Source organism: Mycobacterium sp. NGS50 (genome assembly GCF_059812545.1).
In genome coordinates this window covers 28,748-52,090 of the sequence record NZ_JCALCW010000001.1, presented here as the reverse complement: position 1 = coordinate 52,090, position 23,343 = coordinate 28,748, and the positions used below count along the sequence as shown (strand labels likewise).

At 68.6% G+C, this 23,343-nt stretch carries 24 protein-coding genes and 2 pseudogenes; 15 read left to right on the top strand and 11 right to left on the bottom strand.

Going from position 1 to position 23,343, the window contains the following annotated elements; genetic code table 11:
* Positions 1–142: 142 nt before the first annotated feature.
* The 7 genes from AC5Y36_RS00265 (at position 143) to AC5Y36_RS00235 (ending at position 7,484) form a co-directional block, all read left to right on the top strand.
* On the top strand, positions 143–856 hold the full coding sequence (locus AC5Y36_RS00265) for a DUF1326 domain-containing protein (RefSeq protein ID WP_500038863.1): 714 nt from the start codon (positions 143–145) through the stop codon (positions 854–856).
* Between the two features lie 86 nt (positions 857–942).
* Positions 943–1,341: a hypothetical protein gene (locus AC5Y36_RS00260; RefSeq protein WP_500038862.1), complete on the top strand. Its 399-nt coding sequence runs from the start codon at positions 943–945 to the stop codon at positions 1,339–1,341.
* Between the two features lie 26 nt (positions 1,342–1,367).
* The gene (locus AC5Y36_RS00255; protein WP_500038861.1) at positions 1,368–1,856 is read left to right on the top strand and encodes a hypothetical protein; all 489 of its coding nucleotides are present in this window, start codon (positions 1,368–1,370) and stop codon (positions 1,854–1,856) included.
* A gap of 109 nt (positions 1,857–1,965) precedes the next feature.
* Complete coding sequence (locus tag AC5Y36_RS00250; RefSeq protein WP_500038860.1) at positions 1,966–4,353, top strand: heavy metal translocating P-type ATPase; 2,388 nt, start codon at positions 1,966–1,968, stop codon at positions 4,351–4,353.
* 40 nt (positions 4,354–4,393) lie between these two features.
* The gene (locus AC5Y36_RS00245; RefSeq protein ID WP_500038859.1) at positions 4,394–5,773 is read left to right on the top strand and encodes an FAD-dependent oxidoreductase; all 1,380 of its coding nucleotides are present in this window, start codon (positions 4,394–4,396) and stop codon (positions 5,771–5,773) included.
* Between the two features lie 194 nt (positions 5,774–5,967).
* On the top strand, positions 5,968–6,258 hold the full coding sequence (gene ricR, locus AC5Y36_RS00240) for a copper-sensing transcriptional repressor RicR (protein WP_500038858.1): 291 nt from the start codon (positions 5,968–5,970) through the stop codon (positions 6,256–6,258).
* Between the two features lie 581 nt (positions 6,259–6,839).
* Positions 6,840–7,484, top strand: a complete 645-nt coding sequence (locus AC5Y36_RS00235; RefSeq protein ID WP_500038857.1) for a DUF5134 domain-containing protein — start codon at positions 6,840–6,842, stop codon at positions 7,482–7,484.
* Between the two features lie 36 nt (positions 7,485–7,520).
* On the opposite strand, the gene AC5Y36_RS00230 is transcribed toward AC5Y36_RS00235, so the two are convergent.
* The 5 genes from AC5Y36_RS00230 to lpqS (AC5Y36_RS00210) all read right to left on the bottom strand — a co-directional run bounded on the left by AC5Y36_RS00230 (position 7,521) and on the right by lpqS (AC5Y36_RS00210) (position 12,449).
* Complete coding sequence (locus AC5Y36_RS00230) at positions 7,521–8,708, bottom strand: PPE family protein (protein ID WP_500038856.1); 1,188 nt, start codon at positions 8,706–8,708, stop codon at positions 7,521–7,523.
* Between the two features lie 269 nt (positions 8,709–8,977).
* Positions 8,978–9,424, bottom strand: a complete 447-nt coding sequence (gene lpqS, locus AC5Y36_RS00225) for a putative copper homeostasis (lipo)protein LpqS (protein WP_500038855.1) — start codon at positions 9,422–9,424, stop codon at positions 8,978–8,980.
* Between the two features lie 3 nt (positions 9,425–9,427).
* Positions 9,428–10,699: an MFS transporter gene (locus AC5Y36_RS00220; RefSeq protein WP_500038854.1), complete on the bottom strand. Its 1,272-nt coding sequence runs from the start codon at positions 10,697–10,699 to the stop codon at positions 9,428–9,430.
* Complete coding sequence (locus AC5Y36_RS00215; protein ID WP_500038853.1) at positions 10,696–11,883, bottom strand: PLP-dependent cysteine synthase family protein; 1,188 nt, start codon at positions 11,881–11,883, stop codon at positions 10,696–10,698. The genes AC5Y36_RS00220 and AC5Y36_RS00215 overlap by 4 nt, the downstream gene beginning before the upstream one ends.
* A gap of 110 nt (positions 11,884–11,993) precedes the next feature.
* Positions 11,994–12,449 (bottom strand): putative copper homeostasis (lipo)protein LpqS, encoded by a 456-nt coding sequence (gene lpqS / locus AC5Y36_RS00210; protein ID WP_500038852.1) that lies wholly within the window; start codon positions 12,447–12,449, stop codon positions 11,994–11,996.
* A gap of 418 nt (positions 12,450–12,867) precedes the next feature.
* Between lpqS (AC5Y36_RS00210) and AC5Y36_RS00205 the strand changes: the two genes are divergently transcribed.
* The gene (locus tag AC5Y36_RS00205; RefSeq protein WP_500038851.1) at positions 12,868–14,451 is read left to right on the top strand and encodes a PPE family protein; all 1,584 of its coding nucleotides are present in this window, start codon (positions 12,868–12,870) and stop codon (positions 14,449–14,451) included.
* A 322-nt stretch (positions 14,452–14,773) separates the two neighbouring features.
* Positions 14,774–15,067: an Rv3488 family transcriptional regulator gene (locus AC5Y36_RS00200; RefSeq protein WP_500039111.1), complete on the top strand. Its 294-nt coding sequence runs from the start codon at positions 14,774–14,776 to the stop codon at positions 15,065–15,067.
* Positions 15,068–15,079: 12 nt separating this feature from the next.
* On the opposite strand, the gene AC5Y36_RS00195 is transcribed toward AC5Y36_RS00200, so the two are convergent.
* The 4 genes from AC5Y36_RS00195 to AC5Y36_RS00180 are packed head-to-tail and all read right to left on the bottom strand — an operon-like array spanning position 15,080 to position 17,725.
* Entirely contained in the window at positions 15,080–15,568 is a 489-nt protein-coding gene (locus tag AC5Y36_RS00195) for a DoxX family protein (RefSeq protein ID WP_500038850.1), read from the bottom strand.
* A 59-nt stretch (positions 15,569–15,627) separates the two neighbouring features.
* The gene (locus tag AC5Y36_RS00190) at positions 15,628–16,929 is read right to left on the bottom strand and encodes an APC family permease (protein ID WP_500039110.1); all 1,302 of its coding nucleotides are present in this window, start codon (positions 16,927–16,929) and stop codon (positions 15,628–15,630) included.
* The gene (locus AC5Y36_RS00185; RefSeq protein ID WP_500038849.1) at positions 16,926–17,234 is read right to left on the bottom strand and encodes an Rv3488 family transcriptional regulator; all 309 of its coding nucleotides are present in this window, start codon (positions 17,232–17,234) and stop codon (positions 16,926–16,928) included. Before AC5Y36_RS00185 ends, AC5Y36_RS00190 begins: the two co-directional genes overlap by 4 nt.
* Entirely contained in the window at positions 17,231–17,725 is a 495-nt protein-coding gene (locus AC5Y36_RS00180) for an iron transporter (RefSeq protein ID WP_500038848.1), read from the bottom strand. Before AC5Y36_RS00180 ends, AC5Y36_RS00185 begins: the two co-directional genes overlap by 4 nt.
* A 213-nt stretch (positions 17,726–17,938) precedes the next feature.
* Between AC5Y36_RS00180 and AC5Y36_RS00175 the strand changes: the two genes are divergently transcribed.
* Positions 17,939–18,691 (top strand): hemerythrin domain-containing protein, encoded by a 753-nt coding sequence (locus tag AC5Y36_RS00175; RefSeq protein ID WP_500038847.1) that lies wholly within the window; start codon positions 17,939–17,941, stop codon positions 18,689–18,691.
* Between the two features lie 92 nt (positions 18,692–18,783).
* Here AC5Y36_RS00175 and AC5Y36_RS00170 read toward each other — a convergent pair whose 3' ends face one another.
* Together AC5Y36_RS00170 and AC5Y36_RS00165 are read right to left on the bottom strand one after the other, a co-directional pair.
* Positions 18,784–19,167: an ArsR/SmtB family transcription factor gene (locus AC5Y36_RS00170; protein ID WP_500038846.1), complete on the bottom strand. Its 384-nt coding sequence runs from the start codon at positions 19,165–19,167 to the stop codon at positions 18,784–18,786.
* A gap of 100 nt (positions 19,168–19,267) precedes the next feature.
* The gene (locus tag AC5Y36_RS00165; RefSeq protein WP_500038845.1) at positions 19,268–19,546 is read right to left on the bottom strand and encodes a hypothetical protein; all 279 of its coding nucleotides are present in this window, start codon (positions 19,544–19,546) and stop codon (positions 19,268–19,270) included.
* Between the two features lie 22 nt (positions 19,547–19,568).
* On the opposite strand from AC5Y36_RS00165, the gene AC5Y36_RS00160 reads away from it, so the two are divergent.
* The 5 genes and pseudogenes from AC5Y36_RS00160 (at position 19,569) to AC5Y36_RS00140 (ending at position 23,103) form a co-directional block, all read left to right on the top strand.
* Entirely contained in the window at positions 19,569–19,730 is a 162-nt protein-coding gene (locus AC5Y36_RS00160) for a hypothetical protein (protein WP_500038844.1), read from the top strand.
* Positions 19,727–20,943: pseudogene (gene arsB / locus AC5Y36_RS00155) on the top strand (ACR3 family arsenite efflux transporter); the annotation flags it as partial. The gene AC5Y36_RS00160 and the pseudogene arsB, both read left to right, overlap by 4 nt.
* 12 nt (positions 20,944–20,955) lie before the next feature.
* Positions 20,956–21,015 (top strand): annotated as a pseudogene (locus AC5Y36_RS00150) (hypothetical protein); the annotation flags it as partial.
* Positions 21,016–21,024: 9 nt separating this feature from the next.
* Positions 21,025–21,504 carry an arsenate reductase ArsC gene (locus tag AC5Y36_RS00145; RefSeq protein WP_500039109.1) on the top strand — a complete coding sequence of 160 codons (480 nt, stop codon included), beginning with the start codon at positions 21,025–21,027 and terminating at the stop codon, positions 21,502–21,504.
* 282 nt (positions 21,505–21,786) lie between these two features.
* Positions 21,787–23,103 carry an IS256 family transposase gene (locus tag AC5Y36_RS00140; protein ID WP_500039108.1) on the top strand — a complete coding sequence of 439 codons (1,317 nt, stop codon included), beginning with the start codon at positions 21,787–21,789 and terminating at the stop codon, positions 23,101–23,103.
* Positions 23,104–23,343 lie beyond the last annotated feature (240 nt).

The window sequence follows — 23,343 nt, the reverse complement described above, 5'->3', positions numbered from 1 at the left end:
CGGCGCGCTAGCGGGGCCTGCAACGGTGGTACCTGGGGCGCGCTGCGCAACGCCAGGGAGCTTGCCACCGCTCGCCTGCGCCTGTACAGTCTGACCCGATATACTAATACCCCCTAAGGGTATATAGGGCGGAGGAGCGGCGATGACGCAATCGGCGGCGGTGGATTGGCATTTGCGCGGCGAGTGGTTTGACGTGTGCAGTTGCGCGCTGCCGTGCCCGTGCAGTTTCGCCCAGGCGCCCACGCACGGGGATTGCCTGTTCACTCTGGTCTGGCAGGTCCACGACGGTCACTACGGTGACGTCGATCTCGGGGGGCTGGGGGTGGTTGCCCTCGGCGAGTCCGCCGGCAACATGTGGATCAACGACCCCGCCGCCACGATGAAACTGATGTTCTATATCGACGCCAAGGCCGACGCCAGGCAGCGCGATGCGCTGCAGCGCATCTTCACCGGCGCCGAAGGCGGCTGGCCGGGTGTATTCGGAAGTCTCATCGACGAGGTGCGCGGGATTGAGTACGCGCCGATCATCTTCGACGCCGCCGACGACCTGGCCTATTGGCGTGCCGAGATTCCCGGCATGCTCGATGTGCGCGTGCAGGCTCTGACCGGCCCGACATCGGACCCGAACCGGCGCGTCACCACGGTCAATGCACCCGGCGCCGAGGTCGGCCCCGGCCAGATCGCGACGTGGGGTGTGGTCACCCGCGACCACGCGCAGGGATTCGATTTTTCCCACGAATACCGCGGTGGCTCAAGCAAACACTTCCACTTCGACTGGCGGCCGGACGCACCAGCGCCCGCCACCCCCGGCCGAGCGGACCTCGCTGCACCCACGCACTGCACGTGCCGCACCTGAACCCACGGCGCCCACGAGGTGCCCGCCACGGACAACGAAAGGAATCGATAGTGGGGTTGTTCAGCACACACCGAAAGGAATCGACCATGGGGCGCTTCAGCACCCTGGGCATCGGATTGCGCGCGCACCAGCGCACGATTGCGGCCACCCTGGCCGCAATCGGTATCGCGCTGGGTGTCTTCTTCGCCGGAACCTGGGCCGGGTCCTCCGGAGCGCTCACGTTCGGCCCGGTAATCGCCACGGCGTCGGAGGCCAACGACGCGCCCGCACCCGATCTGCCCGAATCCGACATGTGTTCGGGCACACCGATGCCCGGCGACACGGCAGGCCCCCACATGCCCATGCCCGGGGGTGTGCCCTCGGGCAAGGCGGGTCCCGGTATGTCCCCCGGCGCGATGTGCGCTGACCTGCCGATGGACAAGATGGCACCGGGCATGCCGATGGACACGCCGATGCACGACAAAATGTGCTGCGACAAAAAGTGATCCGCGACTGAGAAAGAAGGCCTCCGGTGCTTGACACGATCAACGGTCTGCCTGCGCATCCGCTGCTGGCGCACGTCGTCGCGTTCATGGTGCTCCTCACCGCGCTGCTGGCCGTGTGTGCGGTCGTGTGGCCCGCGGCGCGCCGCCGCATCGGCGGCGCGGCGTTGTTCGTGGCGGTGGGCACACTGATGATGATCCCGCTCACGAGTGGGGCCGGACATTGGCTGCAGCACAACGTGATGGGCAGCGACGCCCTCACGCGCCACACCGCATTGGGCGCTCAACTCATCGTGTGGTCCGCGCTGCTGAGCATCGCCATGATCGTGTGGTGGTCGCTGCACACCCCCCTGTTCGCCGCTGATCTGGCGAACGTGGCGCCGGCCGCCCGCCGCGTCGGCATCGGCATCGCCGGAACGTCCACCCTGGTTTTCGCGCTCATTTCGGCCTGGCTGGTCGTGCGCATCGGCCACACCGGCGCGCAAGCAGCGTGGGGCACAATGCTCTGCTGCAGATGAGAACATGCGGGTAGGGCCCGGGTAGGCCGCCGGGTAGGCATGGACAAAGCCCGCGCGCCGCGGGCCCAAACCTTGAAGCACTATACCCCTATGGGGTATAGTGTGAGGTGTGAGTAGCCCCATCGACGACCCGAGAACCCCGACGCGATCCGCCGCCACCGACCCGGTATGCGGCATGACCGCCGACGCCGACACCGGTATTGCCGCCGAGCACGACGGACATCGCTATGTCTTCTGCTCCCAGCAATGCCGTGCGCGGTTTGCGGCCGAGCCCGATCGGTACAGCGCAGCGCCCAGCTGCCATGACCATCACCGGCGTGGCGGGCAGGCGGGGCCCGAGGCGGACGTTGACCGCGAGGGCGACGGGCAGGTTGCGGAGTACACCTGCCCGATGCACCCGGAGATCCGCCAGCCCGGCCCGGGATCGTGCCCGATCTGCGGGATGGCGCTGGAGCCGGTCGTGGTCACCGCCGATACCGGCCCCAGTCACGAGCTGGCCGATATGACCCGGCGTTTCTGGGTGGGGCTTGGGTTGGCGGTGCCGGTGTTCGTGCTGGCGATGGGTGGTCATCTGTTCGGCTGGGTTCCCGACGTGATCTCGGGGTCGGCCTCGGCATGGATCCAGCTGGTGTTGGCCACGCCGGTGGTGGTGTGGGCGGGCTGGCCGTTCTTCGTGCGGGGTTGGGCCTCGGTGCGCTCGCGCAGCCTGAACATGTTCACCCTCATCGCCATGGGTACCGGTGTGGCCTGGCTGTTCAGTGTGGTGGCCACCGTGGCGCCCGGCATCTTCCCCGACTCGTTTCGGAGCATGGGCGCCGTGGAGGTCTACTTCGAGGCGGCGGCTGTTATCACTGTGCTGGTGCTGCTCGGGCAGGTGCTGGAGCTGCGGGCGCGCGAGCAGACCTCCGGTGCGATCAAGGCCTTGCTGAAGCTGGCCCCCAAGACCGCGCGGCGGATCGGTGCGGACGGCGCCGAGGAGGAGATCGGCCTGGAAGCCGTGCAGATCGGTGACCGGTTGCGCGTGCGGCCCGGGGAGCGGGTGCCCGTGGACGGCACCGTGCAGGACGGCACGTCGGCGGTCGACGAGTCGGTCGTGACGGGTGAATCGATGCCGGTCACCAAGACCGCCGGGGACCCCGTCATCGGCGGCACCATCAACTCCACCGGTGGGCTGGTGATGCGCGCGGAAAAGGTCGGCCGTGACACCATGCTGGCGCGGATCGTGGCCATGGTCGCCGACGCGCAGCGCTCCCGCGCCCCGATCCAGCGGATCGCCGACCGGGTCTCCGGGGTGTTTGTTCCGGTCGTCATCGCCGTCGCGGTGATCGCGTTCCTGGTGTGGGGCTTGTTGGGTCCCGACCCGAAGCTGGCGCACGCCCTGATCGTCGCGGTGGCGGTGTTGATCATCGCGTGCCCGTGTGCGCTGGGGCTGGCCACCCCGATGTCGATCATGGTCGGGGTGGGCCGCGGCGCCCGGTTGGGCGTGCTGATCAAGAACGCCGAAGCACTCGAACGCATGGAGAAGGTGACCACCCTGGTCGTGGACAAGACCGGGACGCTGACCGAAGGCCGTCCCGCGGTGACCGACACCGTGGCCGCATCTGGCTTCGACTCCGCCGAGATGCTGCGGCTGGCCGCCGCGGTCGAGCAGGCCTCCGAGCATCCGCTGGCCCGTGCCGTCGTCGTCGCCGCCGCAGAGCAGGGGGTCGCCATCCCCGACGTCGAGGACTTCGATGCCCCGTCGGGCCGCGGCGTGGTCGGTGTCGTCGACGGCCGCACCGTCGTGCTGGGCAACGCCGCGTTCCTGTCCTCGCACCGGATCGAGGTCGGTGTGCTGGAAGCCGACGCACACCGGCTGCGCGCCGATGGCGCCACCGCGATCTACCTTGGGGTGGATGGGCGGGCGGCCGGTGTCTTCGCCATCGCCGACCCGGAGAAGGCGAGCACCCCGGCCGCACTGGCCGCGCTGCGCCGCGACGGCATCGAGGTTGTCATGCTGACCGGCGACAACCGGGTCACCGCCGAGGCGGTCGCCCGCCGCCTCGGAATCGACCGGGTCGAAGCCGAGGTGCTGCCCGACCAGAAGGCCAACGTCGTCACGCAGCTGCGCGAGCAAGGACACATCGTGGCCATGGCCGGCGACGGCGTCAACGATGCCCCTGCGCTGGCCGCCGCCGATGTCGGGCTGGCGATGGGCGGGGGCACCGATGTGGCGATGGAAAGCGCCGGGGTCACCCTGCTGCACGGTGACCTCACCGGCATCGTGCGCGCCCGGGAACTGTCCCAGATGACCGTGGCCAATATCCGGCAAAACCTGTTCTTCGCGTTCGTCTACAACGCTGTCGGTATCCCGATCGCCGCCGGGGTGCTCTACCCCGCGTTGGGGCTGCTGCTGTCTCCGATGATCGCCGCCGCCGCCATGTCGCTGTCCTCGGTCAGCGTGATCGCCAACGCGCTGCGGCTGCGCACCCAGCGCCTGAGGGACCCCGCGGCATGAGGGTTGCGCCGCCGACCGCGGAAACCGGGCAGGGGCGTCGATGAGGGAGCGGTTGGTGGTGATCGGCGCGGACGCGGCCGGCATGAGCGCGGCATCGCAGGCCCGGCGGCGACGGGCCCCCGACGACCTGGAGATCGTCGCGTTCGAGCGCGGCCACTACACCTCCTATTCGGCCTGCGGCATCCCGTACTTCGTCGGCGGTACTGTCGGCGAGCTGGACGCGCTGATCGCCCGCAGCCCGGCGGCCTTCCGCGACACGTTTGCGATCGATGCCCGGCTCGGGCACGAGGTGACCGAGATCGACGGCGACCGGCGCGCGGTGCGCGTGCGTGATCGGGCCGGTGGCGCCCAGTGCTGGGAGGGTTTCGACCAGCTGGTGATCGCCACCGGGGCGGTGCCGGTGCGCCCGGCGATCCCGGGTGCTGAGGCGGCCGGGATCTACGGGGTGCAGACCCTGGATGACGGCCTGGCGTTACGCCGCGCCCTGGCCGAGCAGCCCCGCACCGCGGTGGTGGTCGGCGCCGGTTACATCGGCCTGGAGATGGCCGAGGCACTGGTCCACCAGGGTGTGCAGGTCGCTGTGGTGGACCGCGGCGTGCAGCCGATGGCCACCCTGGACCCGGACATGGGGTCCCCACTGGCCGACGCGATGCGCCGGATCGGCATCAGCCTGCACCTGGGTGAGCGGGTCGTCGGCTTCGACACCGCCGCCGGCCGGGTGCGTGCCGTCGTCACCGAGACGGCAACACTGCCCGCCGACCTGGTGGTGCTGGGCCTGGGCGTGCGCCCCAACACCGAGCTCGCGGCCGCGGCCGGGATCCCGACCGGGGCCACTGGTGGGATTGTCACCGACCGGCGCATGCGCACCGGCCACGACGGAATCTGGGCGGTCGGGGACTGCGTGCAGACCTTTCACCGCGTCTCGCGGCGCGGCGTGCACATTGCGCTGGGCACCCACGCCAACAAGCAGGGCCGGCTCGCCGGCATCAACATCGGAGGCGGCTACGCCACCTTTCCCGGCGTGCTGGGAACCGCGGTGACCAAGATCTGCGGCATCGAGGTGGCCCGCACCGGCCTAGGTGAACACGAAGCGACCCAGGCCGGATTCGCCCACCCGGCCAGCGTGGTCGACTCCACCACCCGCGCCGGCTACTACCCCGGCGCGGCGCCGATCAAGACCAAGATCATCGCCGAATGCCGCTCCGGCACGCTGCTCGGCGCCCAGATCGTCGGCGCCGAAAACGCCGCCAAACGCATCGACGCCCTGGCGGTCGCGCTGTGGAACGAGATGACCGTGCAGGAGATGACCGGCCTCGACCTGTCCTACGCGCCACCGTTCTCCCCGGTCTGGGACCCGGTGCTGATCGGCGCCCGCAAGGCCGCCGAGGCCATCGAACGCGGCGAGGGCGACCAGCACTGACGTCCGGCCGCCAACTCACCGTATGTACCCCCGCAGGGTAGGTAGGATGGCGGCGTGACAGCCACCGATACCCTGCGCGTACAGGGGAGACACCCATGGCCGGTGCCCCCCGTGCCAGGGTGGGTGATCGGCCGTCGCCGGGGCGCACGCGAGATGGCCGCGATGGACCCACCGACGCAACGGCTGGAGGCTCGATGACAACCGAACGCGGGTATGCGCAGCAGAAGGACAACTACGCCAAACGCCTGCGTCGCATCGAGGGCCAGGTCCGCGGCATCGCGAAGATGATCGAGGACGACAAATACTGCATCGACGTGCTGACCCAGATCAGCGCGGTCAACAGCGCGATGCGGTCGGTGGCGCTGAATCTGCTCGACGAGCACCTGGAGAACTGCGTGACCCGGGCCGTCGCCCAGGGCGGCGACGAGGCGTCGGGGAAACTCGCCGAAGCCTCGGCGGCCATCGCGCGCCTCGTCCGCTCCTGACCACCACGCCGGGATCCAGCCGGACGAAAACGCCAACAAACCCTTGACGCTAGTTACCCTACCGGGGTATGGTCAGCGTCATGAATGAGACCAAAGAAACCGAAGCCACCTGCTGTAAGTCCGGGACCTGCAACTGCGGCGACGCCGCGTGCACCCAAGGCCCCGGCTGCCAGTGCGGCAACCCCGCGTGCACCTGTAACAACTAACCCGTGGCGCTTAGCCGCGACCGCCATTGCCGGTCGCGGCTAACGCGTTGCCTGGCCGTATTCTCTTACCCCGCAACGGCCTTGAGGCACACGAACGCCTCGGCCGCGGCGAGTGCGTGCTCGATCACCCGCTGCCCACTGCTCGGCCCACCGATGGTAGGTGCCGGTACTCGGGCACGCAGCCCGGAAAACACGCGTCGTGGGCTGGTCACCGGCTGGGTGAGGAATCGGCCGACGAATCCCTAAGGCAGGCTTAGTGCAGACCGCGCATCGACCAGCCCGGTACGCGACACCGCCCGGGTGCGGCTGTCAACGAGCGGGCTACCCGCCGATGGCGGCGCCCATGGGGTTGGCCGGGGGGCGGGTTCTCGTTTCGTGATCGACAACCTCGCGCTGCGGTGGATCGTCACCGCCCTGTTCCTGGCCAGTACCGCCGGCTACGTCTATCTGCTTGCCGCACAACGCGACCGATGGACCTGCACGGTCAATCACCTGGTGCACGTGGTGATGTCGGTGGCCATGATTGTGATGGCCTGGCCGGCCGGAACCGGTCTGCCGGTGACCGCTCCGATGGCCTTTTTCCTGCTCACAACGTTCTGGTTCATGTATGCGATGGCCCGCGCGTCGTGCGGTGTCGCGGCACGGCTGACCAATGGCTACAACGCCGCCATGTCCTCGGCGATGGTGTGGATGTATGCGGTGATGGCTGGCGGTATGACCGGCCAGCACGCCCCGGACCCCCATCACGGCCATGCCGGCGCGCCCGGCATGGACATGGCCGGGATGGACATGGCCGGGTCGCAGATGCCCTCGGCCGCAGCACAACCCGGGTGGGTCAGCGGTGTCAATGGGATCGCCGCCGCCGGATTCAGCGTCGCGGCACTGTACTGGCTGTACCGCTATGTCGCGCAACGCCGGGCCAACCGTGCCTTGCCGGCCGCGCAGGATTCGCCCGTGGGCCCGCTGTCTCAGGGGCTGATGGCCGCCGGCTTCGCCGCCATGTTCGCGGTGATGCTCTAGCGCTCAGCTGAGAACATTCGGCGGGGGCGTGTCTGATCATCCGATTGCCGGCGAGTCCGGCAGCACCTTGGGTGCCGGGAGACGGAATTCGGGTCGGGCCGCAGCCGGGTCCACCGGGCGGGCAACCGGGCCGGTCAGCGGTGCCGCCCCGAGCAGGTTCGCCGGCTCACCCGTGCCTGCCGTGGCAGCGGACACCGCGGCGCCGGACAGCGTGGCGGGGGCGGGGCTGATCCCGGTGGCGGTGGCCGCCCAGGTCGGCGGCGTCGACAGGGCACCGATCGGGGTCGCCTGGCCGACACCGGCGAAGGGCGCCATGCCGGCGGCGTTCACACCACCCCCTAGCGCGCCCGTACCGAGTCCTGTCGTCGCACCCGACGCCAGCGCGCCGGACAGACCCGATCCGGGCGCCGCGGTGCTGGCGGCGGCCGGCAGCAGCGACTTGAGCTGGTTGGCGTTGGACAGCAGCGCACTCGATATCCAGCCGGCCGAACTGGTCATCGACAACGCCGGACTGATCGAGCTCAGGGATTCGTTGAGCGACGGCAGCGACGACGTGCCCGACGACAGCGGTGAGGCGAGCTGTTGCAGCGCGGTGGGCATCGCCGACACCGCCTGCGACAACACCGCCTGGGTGTTGGTCGCGGCCGACGTGCCGGTGGCCTGGGCGGCCGCGGCGGCGTGCCCGGCCGGCCCGGCTGCCGTGGTGGTGGCCGGTGGTGCGGTGAACGGGGTCAGGGTGGATGCGCTGGCCGCGGCGCCCGCATAGCCGTACATCGCGGCGGCGTCCTGGGCCCACATTTCGGCGTAGAGCCCTTCGGTGGCCGCGATCGCCGGCGTGTTCTGTCCGAGCAAGTTGGTTGCGACCAGCGAGGCCAGCAGGCTGCGGTTGGCCGCGATCAGCGGCGGCGGCACCGTCATCGCGCGCGCCGTCTCATAGGCGGCGACCATGGCCCGGGCCTGCGCCGCCGCCTGCTCGGCCTGTGCGGCGGTGGCCTGCAGCCACCCCACATAGCCGCCGGCGGCGGCCGCCATCGACACCGACCCCGCCCCCTGCCACGGCCCGCCGGTCAGCGCGGACACCACCGATGCGTAGGAGGCCGCCGTAGAATACACGTCGGCGGCCAGCGTGTCCCAGCCCGCCGCGGCGGCCAGCATCGGCCCCGCGCCGGGGCCGGAATACATTCTGGCGGAATTGATCTCCGGTGGGAGCGCCCCGAAATCCATGTTCTTGACCTTCACTTGACTGGCTGGTTGCGACGAGGTTGGTGGATGCGTAGCGGCCCGATGCCCGGCGCCGGCCGACGAACCGAGTCAGGCCACCGGCGCGGCCGCGCCGTGCAGACGCTTGGCCGGCTGGCCACCCCTGGCGTGCGCTGCGCTGGATCCGAAACGGTGTCGGACACGGTGGTCGCGGTGTGTGGGGCGGCCCCGCGTGTGCGGGCGGGCGCTGCCCGGCCGTCATGTCAGTGGCATGCGAGCCAGGCGTGGACGGCTCAGCGACGCGCCACGCCGAACCAGGTCAAACGATCCCGGCCCGCCAGGGGTGCCGCAGGCCCAGGCGGAGGGCCGCGCCCGGCCGCGGCGACGTGTGGTGCCCACCGGCCGGACAGGGCGACCACGGCCACGACCACACCCTGCGCGGCGGGCGGCGCCGACACCGATTGCGGCAGCACCGCGGCCGTGAACGCCTTATGGCATACCGATGCCGAACGGTTATCCAGGTGCGGCTGCTCACCGGTGGCCGCGACCGGGCTGTCCACCGACACCAGCACCGGCTGCGGCGGGCGCGGCGTGGCCGGCCGCGATCCCGGCAGCCCGCAATGGGCGGCGCCCAACACCGCCAGCACGACCACCGCCGCGATACCCGCCGCCGCGATCAGCGGCCGCATCCGTGCGGGTCGGGGCGCCTCGCGGCGGCTGGTCGGGTTCGGCCCGTTCATGGTTTAGCGCCTGACCGGCTGGGCGGGCGGCTCGGCGGCGGTGTCGCGAGCTGCGAGGTGGTGTCCGCGGTCGAGGCGATGCAGGGCCAGGGCGGCGAGGGCGCCGAGGAGAACCAGCGCTGCCCAGACCAGTGCGCTGGCGCCGATTTCTCGCGCGGCACCCAGGATCGAGCCGGTGGCCAGGTTGCCGACCAGGATGCCGATCCCGACGATGGTGTTGTAGAACCCGTAGTGGGTGGCCACCAGCCGGCCCCCGGCCAGCGCGACGACGGTGTCCATTTCGAACGGGAACACCGCGGCCGAGCCGACGGCGAGCATCGCCGCCGATCCCAGCAAGGCGGCCACCGCGACGGCGGTGCCGAAACGCTGGGCGTCGGGCACCACGACCAGCGGCACGAAGGAGGCCGCCACGATGCCCATGCCGATCGTCAGGGCCCGGCCCGGGCTCCAGCGGGCGGCGAACCAGCGCGTGATACGTAGCTGTCCGGCCACCGCGACGAGGCCGGACACCACGAACAGCGCGGCGACCACCGCCGATGCGGACCGCGGCGCCAGCCACGACGCCTGCAACGGCAGGGCCAGATAGATCTGGAACGTCAGCACATAGCAGCCGATCATCGCCGCGGCGAACAATAGGAACGACCGGTTCCCGGCAACCGCCCGCCAATCGCTCAAGACCGAGGTCTGCTGCGCGGGCCGATCGGCGGCGTGCTGCGGCAGCGCCCACAGCTGCGCCACCGTCAACGCGGCGAACACCACCGCCGCACCGGCCGCGGCGATCCGGAAGTCCACCGCCATCAGCGCGAGCCCGACCAGCGGGCCGGCCAGGATGCCGGCCTGGTAGAAGATGTTGAACATCGCGAATGCCTCGACGCGGCGCTCGCCGGCGTCGGCGGCCAGGTAGGCGCGCACCGCCGGGTTGAACAGCGCGCCGGCGAAACCGGTGGCGGCCGAGGCGATGAGCAGCGCGGGCAGCGTGTGGGCGACCACCAGCAGCGCGAACCCGCCGGTGCGCAGCAGACAGCCGGCCACGATCAGCGGTTTGTAGCCCAGCCGATCAGCCAGCGTGCCGCCGAGGATGAACATGCCCTGCTGGGAGAAGTTGCGCACCCCCAGCACCAGCCCGACCGCCCACGCCGCCAGCCCCAGCGGGCCGGCCAGGTAGCCGGCCAGATACGGCATCAGCATGTAGAAGCCGATGTTGATGCCGAACTGGTTGATCATCAGCACCCGGGCGGGCGCATCGAAGCTGGCGAAGCGGGCGACCAAGGTCATCGGCGCACCGCTTTCGCCGGATCCACGACCGTGGCGCACCGTGTCCAGGACTGCACCACCGTCTGGGTGGGGTCGGTGATGACGGCCGGCTCGGCGGGCGGGAGGTGATCGAGCAGGCCGTGTTCGCGGCAGTAGTCGTCGTTGTAGATGGTGTCGAAGTAGCGTTGCGGGCCGTCCGGAAACACCGCGGCGATGGTGGTGTCGGCGGCCATGGTGCGCGCCGCCCAACCGGCCACCAGCGCGACCGCGCCCACACTCCAGCCGCCGCTGGCGTGATGGGTGGCCGCCAGGGAACGGGCCGCCCACACCGCCTCGGCCGGGGCCACCCAGTGCACCTCGTCGAACATCGGGTAGTCGACATTGCGCGGATAGATACTCGAGCCCAGCCCGCGCATCAACCGGCTCGCGGCCGGCTGCCCGAAGATGGTGGAGCCGATCGTGTCCACGCCGATGACCTTCAGGTCCGGGTTGAACTCGCGCAACACCCGGGCCACCCCGGCCGAATGCCCGCCGGTGCCCACCGAGCACACCAGCACGTCGATGCGTCCGAGCTGGTCGACGAGTTCCAGGGCCAGCGACCGGTAGGCGTCGATGTTGTCGGGGTTGCTGTACTGGTCGGGGCACCACGCGTCGGGGTCGGCGGCCAGCAGCTGGGTGACCCGGTCCTTGCGGGCCTGCTGCCACCCGCCGACCGGATGCGGTTCGGACACCAGATCGACGTCGGCGCCATAGGCGCGCAGCATGTTCTGCACGATCGGCTCCATGCCCGGGTCGGTCACCACGGTCACCGGATGCCCATAGGTCATCCCGGCCAGGGCCAGCCCCAACCCGAGCGATCCGCTGGTGGACTCCACGATGCGGGCACCGGGCCGCAGCACGCCGCGGGCACGGGCGCGTTCCACCATGTGCAGGGCAGGCCGGTCTTTCATGCTCCCACCCGGGTTGAAGCCTTCGAGTTTGGCCCAAAACCCGCGATCGGTGGCGGTCAACGGCGCCGAAATCCGCAGCACCGGGGTGTTGCCGACCAAGGCGCCCGGCCGGCGAGACGGCGCGGGGGCGGGTTGGCAGCCCGCGGTCCGGGGGGCGCCCGCCAGGGGGGCGGGTCGGCGGGAGCTGCGCAGGTCGAGCGCCCCAAAGGGCAGCTCGGCAAGCTCGCACGGGTGCAAAGACAAGAGATTGTTCATCGGATCGTCGCTTTCAGCTAGTGCGGCCGCAACGAACAGGGCGCGGCCATGGATACCGGTCAGCGGTCACCAGCCGTCGTGACAAGACACAACAGCCTGGCGCTGACCAGTCAGCGACGAGAAAGACAGAGGCGGGTCAACAGATCGGGACCCGTAAGGACACCGGCGCGCCCGCGCGGCGGACCGCGCCCGGCCAGCACCGCACGGTGCGTCAGCCACCCTGCGGCGGCAACCAGCACCGCGACCAGGCCCAACGCCACCAGGGCGGCGGTGAACGACGACTTGGTCAGCATCGCCGCCGGGAACGCCTCGTGGTCGGCGGTCGCCGAGCCGTTGTCCAGGTGCGGGTGATCGATAGTGATCGTGAACTGGCCACCCAGCGCCGAGGACACCGCGGTGTGCGCGGGATGCGCAGGCGGCGATACCGGTGCGAGCACGTCGGAGTGCGCGGCGATGGCCAGCATCCCCAGCGCCGCGATCACCGCGGCTACCAGCTGAAGCCGGGGCCGGATGCATGCGGGGATGCGGCGGGCATCCGCCCGCATCCACTTCCGCAAGTACCCCATACCCCCAGAGGGTACACATGATGGTGTCGGCTCGGCAAGCACGGGGTTGTTTCGGTCCTGTCCGGGCCGACTCAGCCGGCGCCGCCATCCGTCATGGCGCATCGGCCCGCGGCATCGGTGATCGCGCGTACCCGGATTGGGTTGCCGCCGACGCCAATCGGCGCGCCCATAGCGCTCATGCGGTGCCGGGTGCATCGTCGACACCCCGAATTCGTGATGAAAACGATTTTCATTCGCGGCAGGTTCGGCTACAGTCGCCGCGAACCTTGTCGAAAACGATTGTCATTAACACTCCACGGGTTGCGCCGCTGGCGCGGCCGAATCGGGGGTGCGGACGCGGATCGGATGGAGTTGCGGTGATGGCGTGCAAACTCGGTGTGCCCGACGCTGATCGGGTGTTGGTGAGCGGCGGCGCTCGATGAGCGCGCCGGTGTGGATGGCGTCGCCGCCGGAGGTGCATTCGGCATTGCTCAGTGCTGGCCCGGGCCCGGGCGCATTGTCGGCGGCCGCGGCGGCGTGGTCCGTTCTGAGCGCCGAATATGGTTCGGCGGCATACGAACTCATGGCGGTGCTCGGGGCGGTGCAAGCCGGGGCGTGGGAGGGGCCCAGCGCGCACTCCTACGTTGCTGCACATGTGCGGTATCTGGCGTGGCTGACCCGGGCCGGCGCCGACGCCGCGGCAGCCGCCGCCGCGCACGAGACCGTGGCCGCGGCCTACACCGCCGCGTTGGCGGCGATGCCGACACCGGGCGAGCTGGCCGCCAACCACGTCATGCACGGGGTGTTGGTGGCGACCAATTTCTTTGGCATCAACACCATCCCGATCACGCTGAACGAGGCCGACTATGCGCGGATGTGGGTTCAGGCGGCCACCACGATGACCAGCTATCAGGCGGTGTCGGATGCGGCGGTCGCGACCAACCCGCAGACCACGCCGGCACCGCCGATCCTCAAATCTGACGAGGCAACTCAACCCGCCAACGGCGCCGACCCGCCACGGGGAATCCTGCAGCAGGTCCTGCAGCAGCTGGGAGTGAAGTGGGACCCCGCCAACGAGACCGTCAACGGAATCCCCTACGACGACTACACGAACCCAGCCGACCCGCTCTGGTGGTTTGTACGAGCCGTCGAACTCAATGCGAAATTTCAAGACCTGGGCAACATGCTGCTGACAAACCCGGCGCAGTTTCTGCCCACCCTGACTTTTTTCATCGTGGAAACCGTGACGGTGCACGGCCCCCAGCTGCTGAGCTGGCTGGCCCAGTCCCCGCTGCTGCTGGGGGTCGGGCTCAGCCTTACGATCGCCAACCTGGGGGCGGTCACCAGTTTGGCGGGCCTGACAGGTCTGGCCGCGATCCCTGCAGGGCTGCCAGCCGCCACCCCGGGCCCCGCGCCCATCCCCGCCCACGTATGGCCGGCAACCGGGATCCCCCCGGCCGCAGCCGTCGTCGCAGCGCCCGCCGGGGCGCCCACCGCGCCGGCCGCCCCCACCGCACCGGCCCCGCCCGCACCGCCGCCGACTCCACCGGCGCCCGGCGCCCCGGGTTTCGCCTATCCCTATGCCGTCGGCGGCGGTCCCGGCATCGGGTACGACTCGGGCATGGATGCACGCGCCAGCTCCGGCGCGAAACGAAAAGCACCCGAACCCGATTCCGCCGCCGCCGCGGCCGCCGCGCGGCAAGAGGCGCGGGCGCGCCGACGCCGGCGCGCCCCACAGCACGGCTACGGCGACGAGTTCGCGGATATGAACGTCGCGGTCGACCCAGACTGGGGCGCGCCGCCGAGCCACGCGCCAGCCGCATCCACGGCCGTCTCTGAGCGGGACGCCGGCGCGCTGGGCTTTGCTGGGACAGCAGGCAATTCCAAGATCACGCGGTCGGCAGGATTGACCACTCTAGCTGGCGACGCGTTCGGCGCCACCCCCATCGTGCCGATGATGCCCGCCAGCTGGCGCCACAACGCCAGCACCGGCAGCACTGGGCACGAGGAAGACCACCGTTGACTCCTCGCGCACTCGTCGGCGGCGTCTCCCATCACCAGACAGGAACACGCGATGCCAGCTGCGGTCGTTGACCGTCTTGCGCGATGGCGACGGGGCTGAATATGGCGGCAAAAGGCCGCAGGCAGTCCGTGGCCGCTGGTCGCTTGAACTATTGGTCCAGCAAGACGTTGTTGCCGATGGTGGTCGCGGTGTTCTGTCGGCGCATGTCGTGCACGGCGTCGCCGACGCGCTTACAGGCGCAGTTGCGGCGGCTGCGCAGCTGCCTGGATAGGATCGAGTTCCGATATCGGCTTTGTCACTGTGCTGCGAGGAGTTGCGGGTGATGCGTGAATTTCAGCGGGGCGCGGTCCGGTTGCACATCCTGCATCATGCGGCGGAGCACGAGATCCACGGGGCGTGGATCGCCAAAGAGTTGGCTCGCCACGGCTACGAGATCAGCCCCGGCACGTTGTATCCGACACTGCATCGGTTGGAGTCCGAGGGGCTGTTGACTTCTGAGCAGCAGTTGGTCGATGGCCGGATCCGGCGGGTGTACCGGGCAACGCCGGCGGGAAAGCGCGCCCTGCGCCAAGACCGCAAGGCGTTGGAAGAGCTGGCGCGGGAGCTGCTCGGGTAGCAGGGTTGGGGCTTACCGGCGGGGGCATCCCGCGGCGGCGGGGAACAGCCGGGTGTCGAGGGAGATGGCGCCGGCGCCGACGATGAGGAGAAATGCGCTGCCGCACAGCTGGGCCAGGTCGACGCGGGATTCGTGGATGAAGTCCCACCATCCGCGTTGGGCACCGAATAGCGCGGCCTGGCCCCAGAGGATGGGCATCTTGGTGATCAGTAGCGCGCCGAGCATGTCGATGACCATCGGGATGGCGGCCAGCCGCGTCAGCAACCCGGCGAGAATCAGCACTCCACAGGTGATTTCGAAAACGCCATCGAGGGGTGCGAAGAAGCCGGGCGCGGGGATACCAGCCTTCTCGAAGCGGCCGGTTCCCAAGGCGTCGGGCCGCAGAAACTTCAATACTCCTTCGCAGGTGAAGACCAGCCCGACGTAGAGCCGGATGAGCAGCACCGCCGCGGTCCCGCGGGTCGCGGTCAGCCGGATGAGCCAGGAACTATGTGGGTCCATAAGGCGTGCCTTTCGTCTCATACATGGTCTCGGCGCCCGCTTGGCGGCATCGCCCCGGCCTAGTCGCCGCCTGCCAGCGGTGCCGGGCCGCCGCTGGATTCGGCGCGACGTCGTTGGTTCGCGCCCCAAGCGCGGCGCAATCCGTAGGCCAGGATGCCGACACCGAGGACCGCGGCCCCGGCGATCACCGAGGTGAGCGGCAGCGCGAACGCCAGGACTACGCACCCCATGACTCCGATTAGCGGGATCACACGGGGCGGGCGGCGTTCGTTGGGGGCCAGCGTGAGAGCGGAGACGTTGGCGATCGCGTAGTAGATCAACACCGCAAACGAGGAAAATCCGATGGCGCTGCGCACATCGGCGGTCGCTGCCAACAGCGCCGCCACGGTACCGATGAGCAGCTCAGCACGATGCGGCACCAGGGTTTTCGGATGAACGGCGGCCAACAGATGCGGCAAGTGGCGGTCGCGCGCCATGGCCAACGTGGTGCGCGACACCCCCAACAGCAGCGCCAGTAGCGACCCCAGTGCCGCGACCGCCGCGCCGATGCGCACCACGGGCACCAGCCAACCCACCCCCGCATCACGCACGACCTCCGATAGCGGTGTTGTCGTGACGGCGAGCCGCGCCGGCCCCAGGACCGCCAGCGCCGCCACCGCGACAAGCGCGTACACGGCCAGCGTGAGGCCCAGTGCCAGTGGGATCGCCCGGGGGATGGTGCGCGCCGGGTCGCGGACTTCCTCACCGAGCGTGGCGATGCGCGCATACCCGGCGAACGCAAAGAACAACAGCCCGCCCGCCTGCAGCACCCCAGTGACAGAGGCGCCCGTGAGATCCCACATGGGTGCGGTGGCGGCACTCGACCCCAGTGCCGCGACCACCACGGCGGCCAGTACCGCGAGCACGAACGCCACGATGGCCCGGGTCAGCCACGCCGATTTTTGCACGCCGGCGTAGTTGACCGCCGTCAGTGCTGCCACCGCCGCCGCGGCGATCGCGTGGGCCTGCGTCGGCCACACATAGGAGCCAACGGTGAGGGCCATCGCCGCGCACGACGCGGTCTTACCCACGACGAATCCCCACCCCGCCAGATACCCCCAGAAATCTCCGAGCCGTATCCGCCCATACACATAGGTGCCGCCGGATGCCGGATACAGTGCGGCCAGCCGCGCCGACGACGTTGCGTTGCAGTAGGCGATCACCGCCGCCACCGCCAGCCCGATCAACAGGCCGGAACCAGCGGCGTGGGCGGCCGGGCCCAACGCGGCGAAGATTCCGGCTCCGATCATCGACCCCAGCCCGATCACCACCGCGTCGGCGGTGTCCAGGCGGCGCGCCAGCGCCGGGTGCGCGGTACTTATCGTCTCGCCTCGGGGCCGATGACCTCGCGGGCCAGCACAGCCAGCGCGGCGCACTCCTGCTCCAACACCACTCGCCCGCGCCGGGTCAGCGCATACACCCGTCGCGCGCACCCGTTGACCATCTGCAGTTCGGGGGTCAGCAGGTCGTCGACGTGCATGCGAAACAGCATCGACGGCAGGGTGTCGGGGCTGAGCTCGTGGCCGTGGCGGGCCAGCTCGGCAGCCATCCAGGCGCTCTGGATCGGCGCCATCTCCGCGTGGTGCAAGATGTGCAGCCGCATCGCGCCGCGCACGAACTCGCTCATCGGGATGTCCCTCCGTCCAGGTCGAGGCTGAATGCACAGCGTTGGTCACAGTCGGTCCCGGTCAGCGGCGACGCCGCGATGGTGACCACCACCTGGTAGCTGCCGGATGCGTCGAGGGCGATGTTGTTGCCGTAGTGCAGACCCGCTACCCCCTTGTGGGGGCGCGCGACCGGCACCATCTCCAGATCGGCGAACACCTCGGCGCCGTTGCGGCTCACATCCGAGCGCACATCGAGATAGGGCACCGGGTGACCGGAATCGGCGTCGTGGATGTGCACGTCCAAGTTGAACCGCCCCGACGGGGGATCCGCGGGATCCGGCTCACCGGGCAGGTTCTCCTGAATCGCATTCTCCCGGCCGGCGAACACCGCCCCACCGCCGGCGTTGTGCGGTTCGCGCCAGTTCGCGGCCGCAAACATCCGGGCGGCCCGGCCCGCCGACACCGATACTGTCAACCGGCCCACCCGCTGCTCACCTGGTTGCGCCCGCATCCACATCACCCTTTCATATCGAGATACGATATCGAGCAACGATACTACTGGGCCGTGGTTGGTGATCAAGGGTCCGTATCGTTGGCCGATATCGCTCTACGATATGTTGGACGGGGCGGTGGAGCCCGTGGTGCGTAGCCGAATTTCTACCGAAACGGTCACGCTGAGGCTGCCAGGAGCAGCGCTGGGCCAGCCGCTGCACAAACGTCGCTAATGGATGCCTGGAAGGTGAAGCTGATGGCAGTCAATGGCTCGTCGAAGCGCCTGATCGACCGGCGTGTGTTCGTTGCGGGGCTGGGTGCGGCCGGTGTCGGCGTGTGGACGTCGGCGTGTGCCGGCGACGCTGAAACGGATGCCAAGGGTCACGACGAGCACGATGAGCACGAGGTGACCCCAAGTGAGGATCTGATGCGCGAGCACGGTGTCCTCAAGCGTGTCCTGCTCGTCTACGACGAGGCGGGCCGCCGCATCGATGCAAGACAGGACCTTCCCCCAGACGCGGTTGCTGACAGCGCAGACATCATCCGCACGTTCATCGAGGACTATCACGAGAAGCTAGAAGAGGACTACCTGTTCCCCCGATTCGAGAAAGCCGGCCAGCTCACCGATCTCACCAAGGTTCTTCGCGCGCAGCACCAAGCGGGGCGGCGGCTGACCGATCGGATTCGGTATCTCGCCACCGCGCAAACATTGTCGACGCCCGAATCGGCGGTCGAGCTCGGCACCCTGCTGCGGCAGTTCACGCGGATGTACGAACCGCATGAGGCACGCGAGGACACCGTGTTGTTCCCCGCGCTGCGCGCGATCGTCTCCGGGCAGGAGTACGGCGCACTCGGCGAGGACTTCGAAAACACAGAACACCAACTGTTCGGCGACGACGGGTTCGACAAGATCGTCGACCGGGTTGCCGGAATCGAGCGGAGGCTCGGCATCTATGACCTCGCGCAGTTCACCCCAGCAACGTGAGGCTCGCGCCGGCCGGAAGGCAGCATACGCTGGTAACGGTCCAATACAGTCCGCAACCGCGTTACAGACCGGACCGGCGAAGTGAGCCCGTCTCAGCGACGGCCCGCACGAGCGAACACGCCGGCCAGCGCATCGAGGGCCGCCGGCACTAACCGGTAGTATGCCCATTTGCCGCGTTGGGTGCGTTGCAGCAGACCGGCCTCGACTAGCACCTTGAGGTGATGCGACACCGTCGGTTGGGACAGCCCGACCGGAGCGGTCAGATCGCACACACATGCTTCGGCGCCCTCATGGCCCGCGATCAGCGACACCAACCGCAACCGGGCCGGCTCGCCCAGCGCCTTCAGCACAACGGCCAACGGCTCGGCGGCGGCCGCATCCAGCACCGTGTCAGTGATCGGCCGACAGCACGCACGGAGATCGGCCACCAGCACTGAGCCATCGGGCTGCGTCGACGACGCGATCATGGCGGGCATGAACCCAGCATGACACACGCATTGACAACCGTCGATGAATAATGCACCCTTTCTCACATAGATACCTGTCGATGGAATGGGCGGCACCATGAGTGCGACTTCAGACGGCGGCCTGCGCGATCAGGTTCGCGCCAGCTACCGCACCGCGGCCACCGCGATCAGCTCCGGCGCCACCGACAGCGGGGTGCTCACCGCGGCCAGCTGCTGCGGGTCCAGCGATGCGGCCCACATCGGCACCATCTTCAGCGCCGGCCTCTACGGTGCCGATGTGCACGCTGAGCTGCCCGCCGACGCCGTAGCGGCGAGCTTGGGCTGCGGCAACCCGACCGCGGTCGCCGAGTTGCGCGGCGGCGAACGCGTCCTCGACCTCGGGGCCCACCGGGTTCGCCTACGGCGTCGACATGACCGACGAGATGCTCGCTCTAGCGGAGGCGAACAAGGCCAAAGCCAGTGTCATCAACGTCGAGTTCCGCAAGGGCACCATCGAGGACACCCCGCTGCCCGACGTTGACTTTGAAACCATGAGCAATCGCACCACCGTAACTTCGGGAGAGAACCTGTGAGCGACACCCTCGTAACCGCTGCTGCGCCGCCAGGGGCCCCCAAGCTGTCCACCCTGGACCGCTTCTTGCCGGTATGGATCGGGGTGGCGATGGCCGCCGGCCTGCTACTGGGCCGCTGCATCCCTGGGGTGGACAACGCGGTGGAAAGCGTTCAGGTGGACGGCATTTCGCTACCTATCGCACTTGGTCTGCTGGTCATGATGTACCCCGTGTTAGCCAAGGTGCGTTACGACCGCCTCGACACCGTCACCGCAGACCGCAAACTGCTCGTCAGCTCACTGATGCTGAACTGGGTTTTAGGGCCGGCGTTGATGTTCGCCCTGGCCTGGCTGCTGCTGCCGGATCTGCCCGAATATCGCACCGGGCTGATCATCGTCGGACTGGCCCGCTGCATCGCCATGGTCATCATCTGGAACGATCTGGCGTGCGGAGACCGCGAAGCCGCCGCCGTGCTGGTCGCGCTCAACTCGATCTTCCAGGTGCTAATGTTCGCCATCCTGGGCTGGTTCTACCTGTCGGTGTTGCCGGGCCGGCTGGGCCTAGAACAGACCACCATCAGCACTTCGCCGTGGCAGATCGCCAAATCCGTCCTGATCTTCCTCGGGATTCCCCTGCTGACCGGATACCTCTCGCGGCGCATCGGCGAGAAAACCAAGGGCCGCGACTGGTATGAGACCCGGTTTCTGCCCAGGGTAGGGCCGTGGGCGCTCTACGGATTGCTGTTCACCGTCGTGATCCTGTTCGCGCTGCAAGGCGATCAGATCACCAGCCGGCCGTGGGACGTCGTTCGCATCGCGGTGCCGCTGCTGGCCTACTTCGCGTTGATGTGGGGTGGGGGCTACCTACTGGGAGCGGTGCTGAGTCTGGGCTATCAGCGCACCACCACCCTGGCGTTCACCGCCGCCGGTAACAACTTCGAACTGGCCATCGCCGTGGCCATCGCCACCTACGGCGCCACCTCCGGCCAAGCACTGGCCGGCGTGGTCGGACCGCTGATCGAGGTGCCGGTGCTGGTGGCCCTCGTCTACGTCTCGCTGGCGCTACGGCGCCGATTCACCGCCACTGCCACCGGGACCCGGCACGATCACGCAGCGGCCCACCACGACAACGGAATACGGCAATGACTGAATGCCCAGTAACTCACCAACTGCAAGACGCCCTGTCACGGGCCCTCAAACCCGCCGCCGCCCGACTCGAGACCGAATTCGCCGACACATTCGACACCGAGATCGTCGAACGGTTCCTGCGCTCTTCTTTTGACCGGTTCGCCGGTCAGGCCACCATCACGAACTTCGTGCCGCTGTTGGCCGAACGGTTCGCCCGACAACGTTTGCACGCGCTGGCCAAAGTGGAAGGCAAGGTCAGCGACGGCAAACCCACCGTGCTGTTCTTGTGCACCCACAACGCTGGCCGCTCGCAAATGGCACTCGGGTATTTCGCCCACTTCGCCCGCGACAACGCCACCGCCTGGTCGGGTGGCTCGGAGCCGGGCAACGAGATCAACCCCGCCGCCATCACCGCCATGCAGGAAGTCGGCATCGACATCACCGTCGAATACCCCAAACCCTGGACCGACGAAATCATGCAAGCCGCCGACGTCGTGATCACCATGGGCTGCGGGGACACCTGCCCTATCTTCCCCGGGAAACGCTACGAAAACTGGGAACTTCCCGACCCCGCTGGCCAGAACGTCGAAGCGGTGCGGCCCATCCGCGACACCATCGAAGAACGCGTCCGCCACCTGCTGGCCGAACTCAACGTCCCCTTCACCTAACATCACGCCGAATCAGCGACAACTACCCGCCGCTTCCGGAGTCGTCTGACACATGACTGCCCCGCGACAGCTGGCGGCCCCTGCCCTTCGACGGACCGCGTTCGGGGACGCAGCCGCAACCGCGACAAGACAGTTGAGCCACGGGGAACGGTTGGGCCTCATCGTCAACCAGGTCGCGCACGCGCTGAGCCATCGGGACTGTCGCTGATTCGGTGTAAGTGGTTTCAACCGCCCCGGCGTGGGGCAGAAGGAATCACTGTGATGTCGAACACACTCAAGGGTATGGATGCCCAGGTGAAGCAGCCAGCCCAAGCTGGCCAGAGCGTGGATGTGGCGGCCGTGGCGGCCCGTGATCTGTCGCAGGCTGAGCGGGTGCTGGTGGGCGATCTGGTCCTCCAGGCGCGCGCTGAGGGGGTCGCGTTGACCGGTCCGGACGGGTTGCTCAAGGCGCTGATCAAGACGGTGCTCGAAGCGGCGCTGGACGAGGAGATGACCGAGCACCTCGGTTACGACAAGTATGCCGCGGTTGGGCGTGGCAGCGGGAACTCCCGTAACGGTGCACGCTGCAAGAAGGTGCTCACCGATGCGTGTGGTCAGGTCGAGATCGAGGTGCCCCGCGACCGCAACGGGACCTTCGAGCCGGTGATCGTCGGCAAGCGCAAACGGCGGGTCTCCGACGTGGATCGGGTGGTGTTGTCGCTGTACGCCAAAGGCCTTACCACAGGTGAGATTTCGGCTCACTTCGCCGATGTCTACGGGGCCTCGGTGTCCAAGGACACCGTCTCGCGGATCACCGACCGGGTGATCGAGGAGATGACCACGTGGTGGTCGAGGCCGCTGGAGAGGGTGTACGCGGCGGTGTTCATCGACGCGATCATGGTCAAGATCCGCGACGGGCAGGTCCGCAACCGGCCGATCTACGCCGCGATCGGCGTGGACCTCGACGGCAACAAGGACATCCTGGGGATGTGGGCCGGCGACGGCGACGGGGAGTCGGCGAAGTTCTGGCTGGCTGTGCTGACCGACTTGAAGAATCGTGGTGTCAAGGACATCTTCTTCCTGGTCTGCGACGGCCTAAAAGGGTTGCCCGACAGCGTGTCTGCGGCGTTCCCGCTGGCCACGGTGCAAACCTGCATCATCCACCTGATCCGCAACACCTTCCGCTACGCCTCACGCAAGTACTGGGACAAGATCAGCGCCGATCTCAAGCCGGTCTACACCGCGGCCAGTGCGACCGAGGCCCGGTTGCGCTACGAGGAGTTCGCCGAGAAATGGGGCAAGCCCTACCCGGCGATCAAGCGGTTGTGGGACAACGCGTGGGACGAGTTCATCCCGTTCTTGGACTACGACGTCGAGATCAGGCGAGTGCTGTGCTCCACCAACGCAATTGAGAGCCTCAACGCACGCTACCGGCGGGCGGTGCGGGCACGTGGGCACTTCCCGAACGAGCAGGCCGCCCTCAAGACGCTCTACCTGGTGACCCGGTCACTGGATCCCAAGGGTACCGGGCAGACGAAGTGGGCTATACGCTGGAAGCCGGCGCTCAACGCCCTGGCGATCACGTTCGCCGATCGCATGCCAGTCGCTGAAGAACGCTGACCGAAGAAAAATCCGAGAAACGCCACTTACACCGAATATCGGATAGACCCGAGCCATCTGAAGCTGGCTTTGGGGCGCTTGTTGGCCGAGCCCCGGGGAATCTTAACGCGGATGCGGTCGTCGGCGCGTTCCGGATCTGACCAATCTGCGTTCCGCGTCTATGAACATCACCGATGCTTATGAGCGGTACTGGGGTTTTCAACACGTCCCCGGGGGCGGGGAACCTGTTGGATTAGGTGT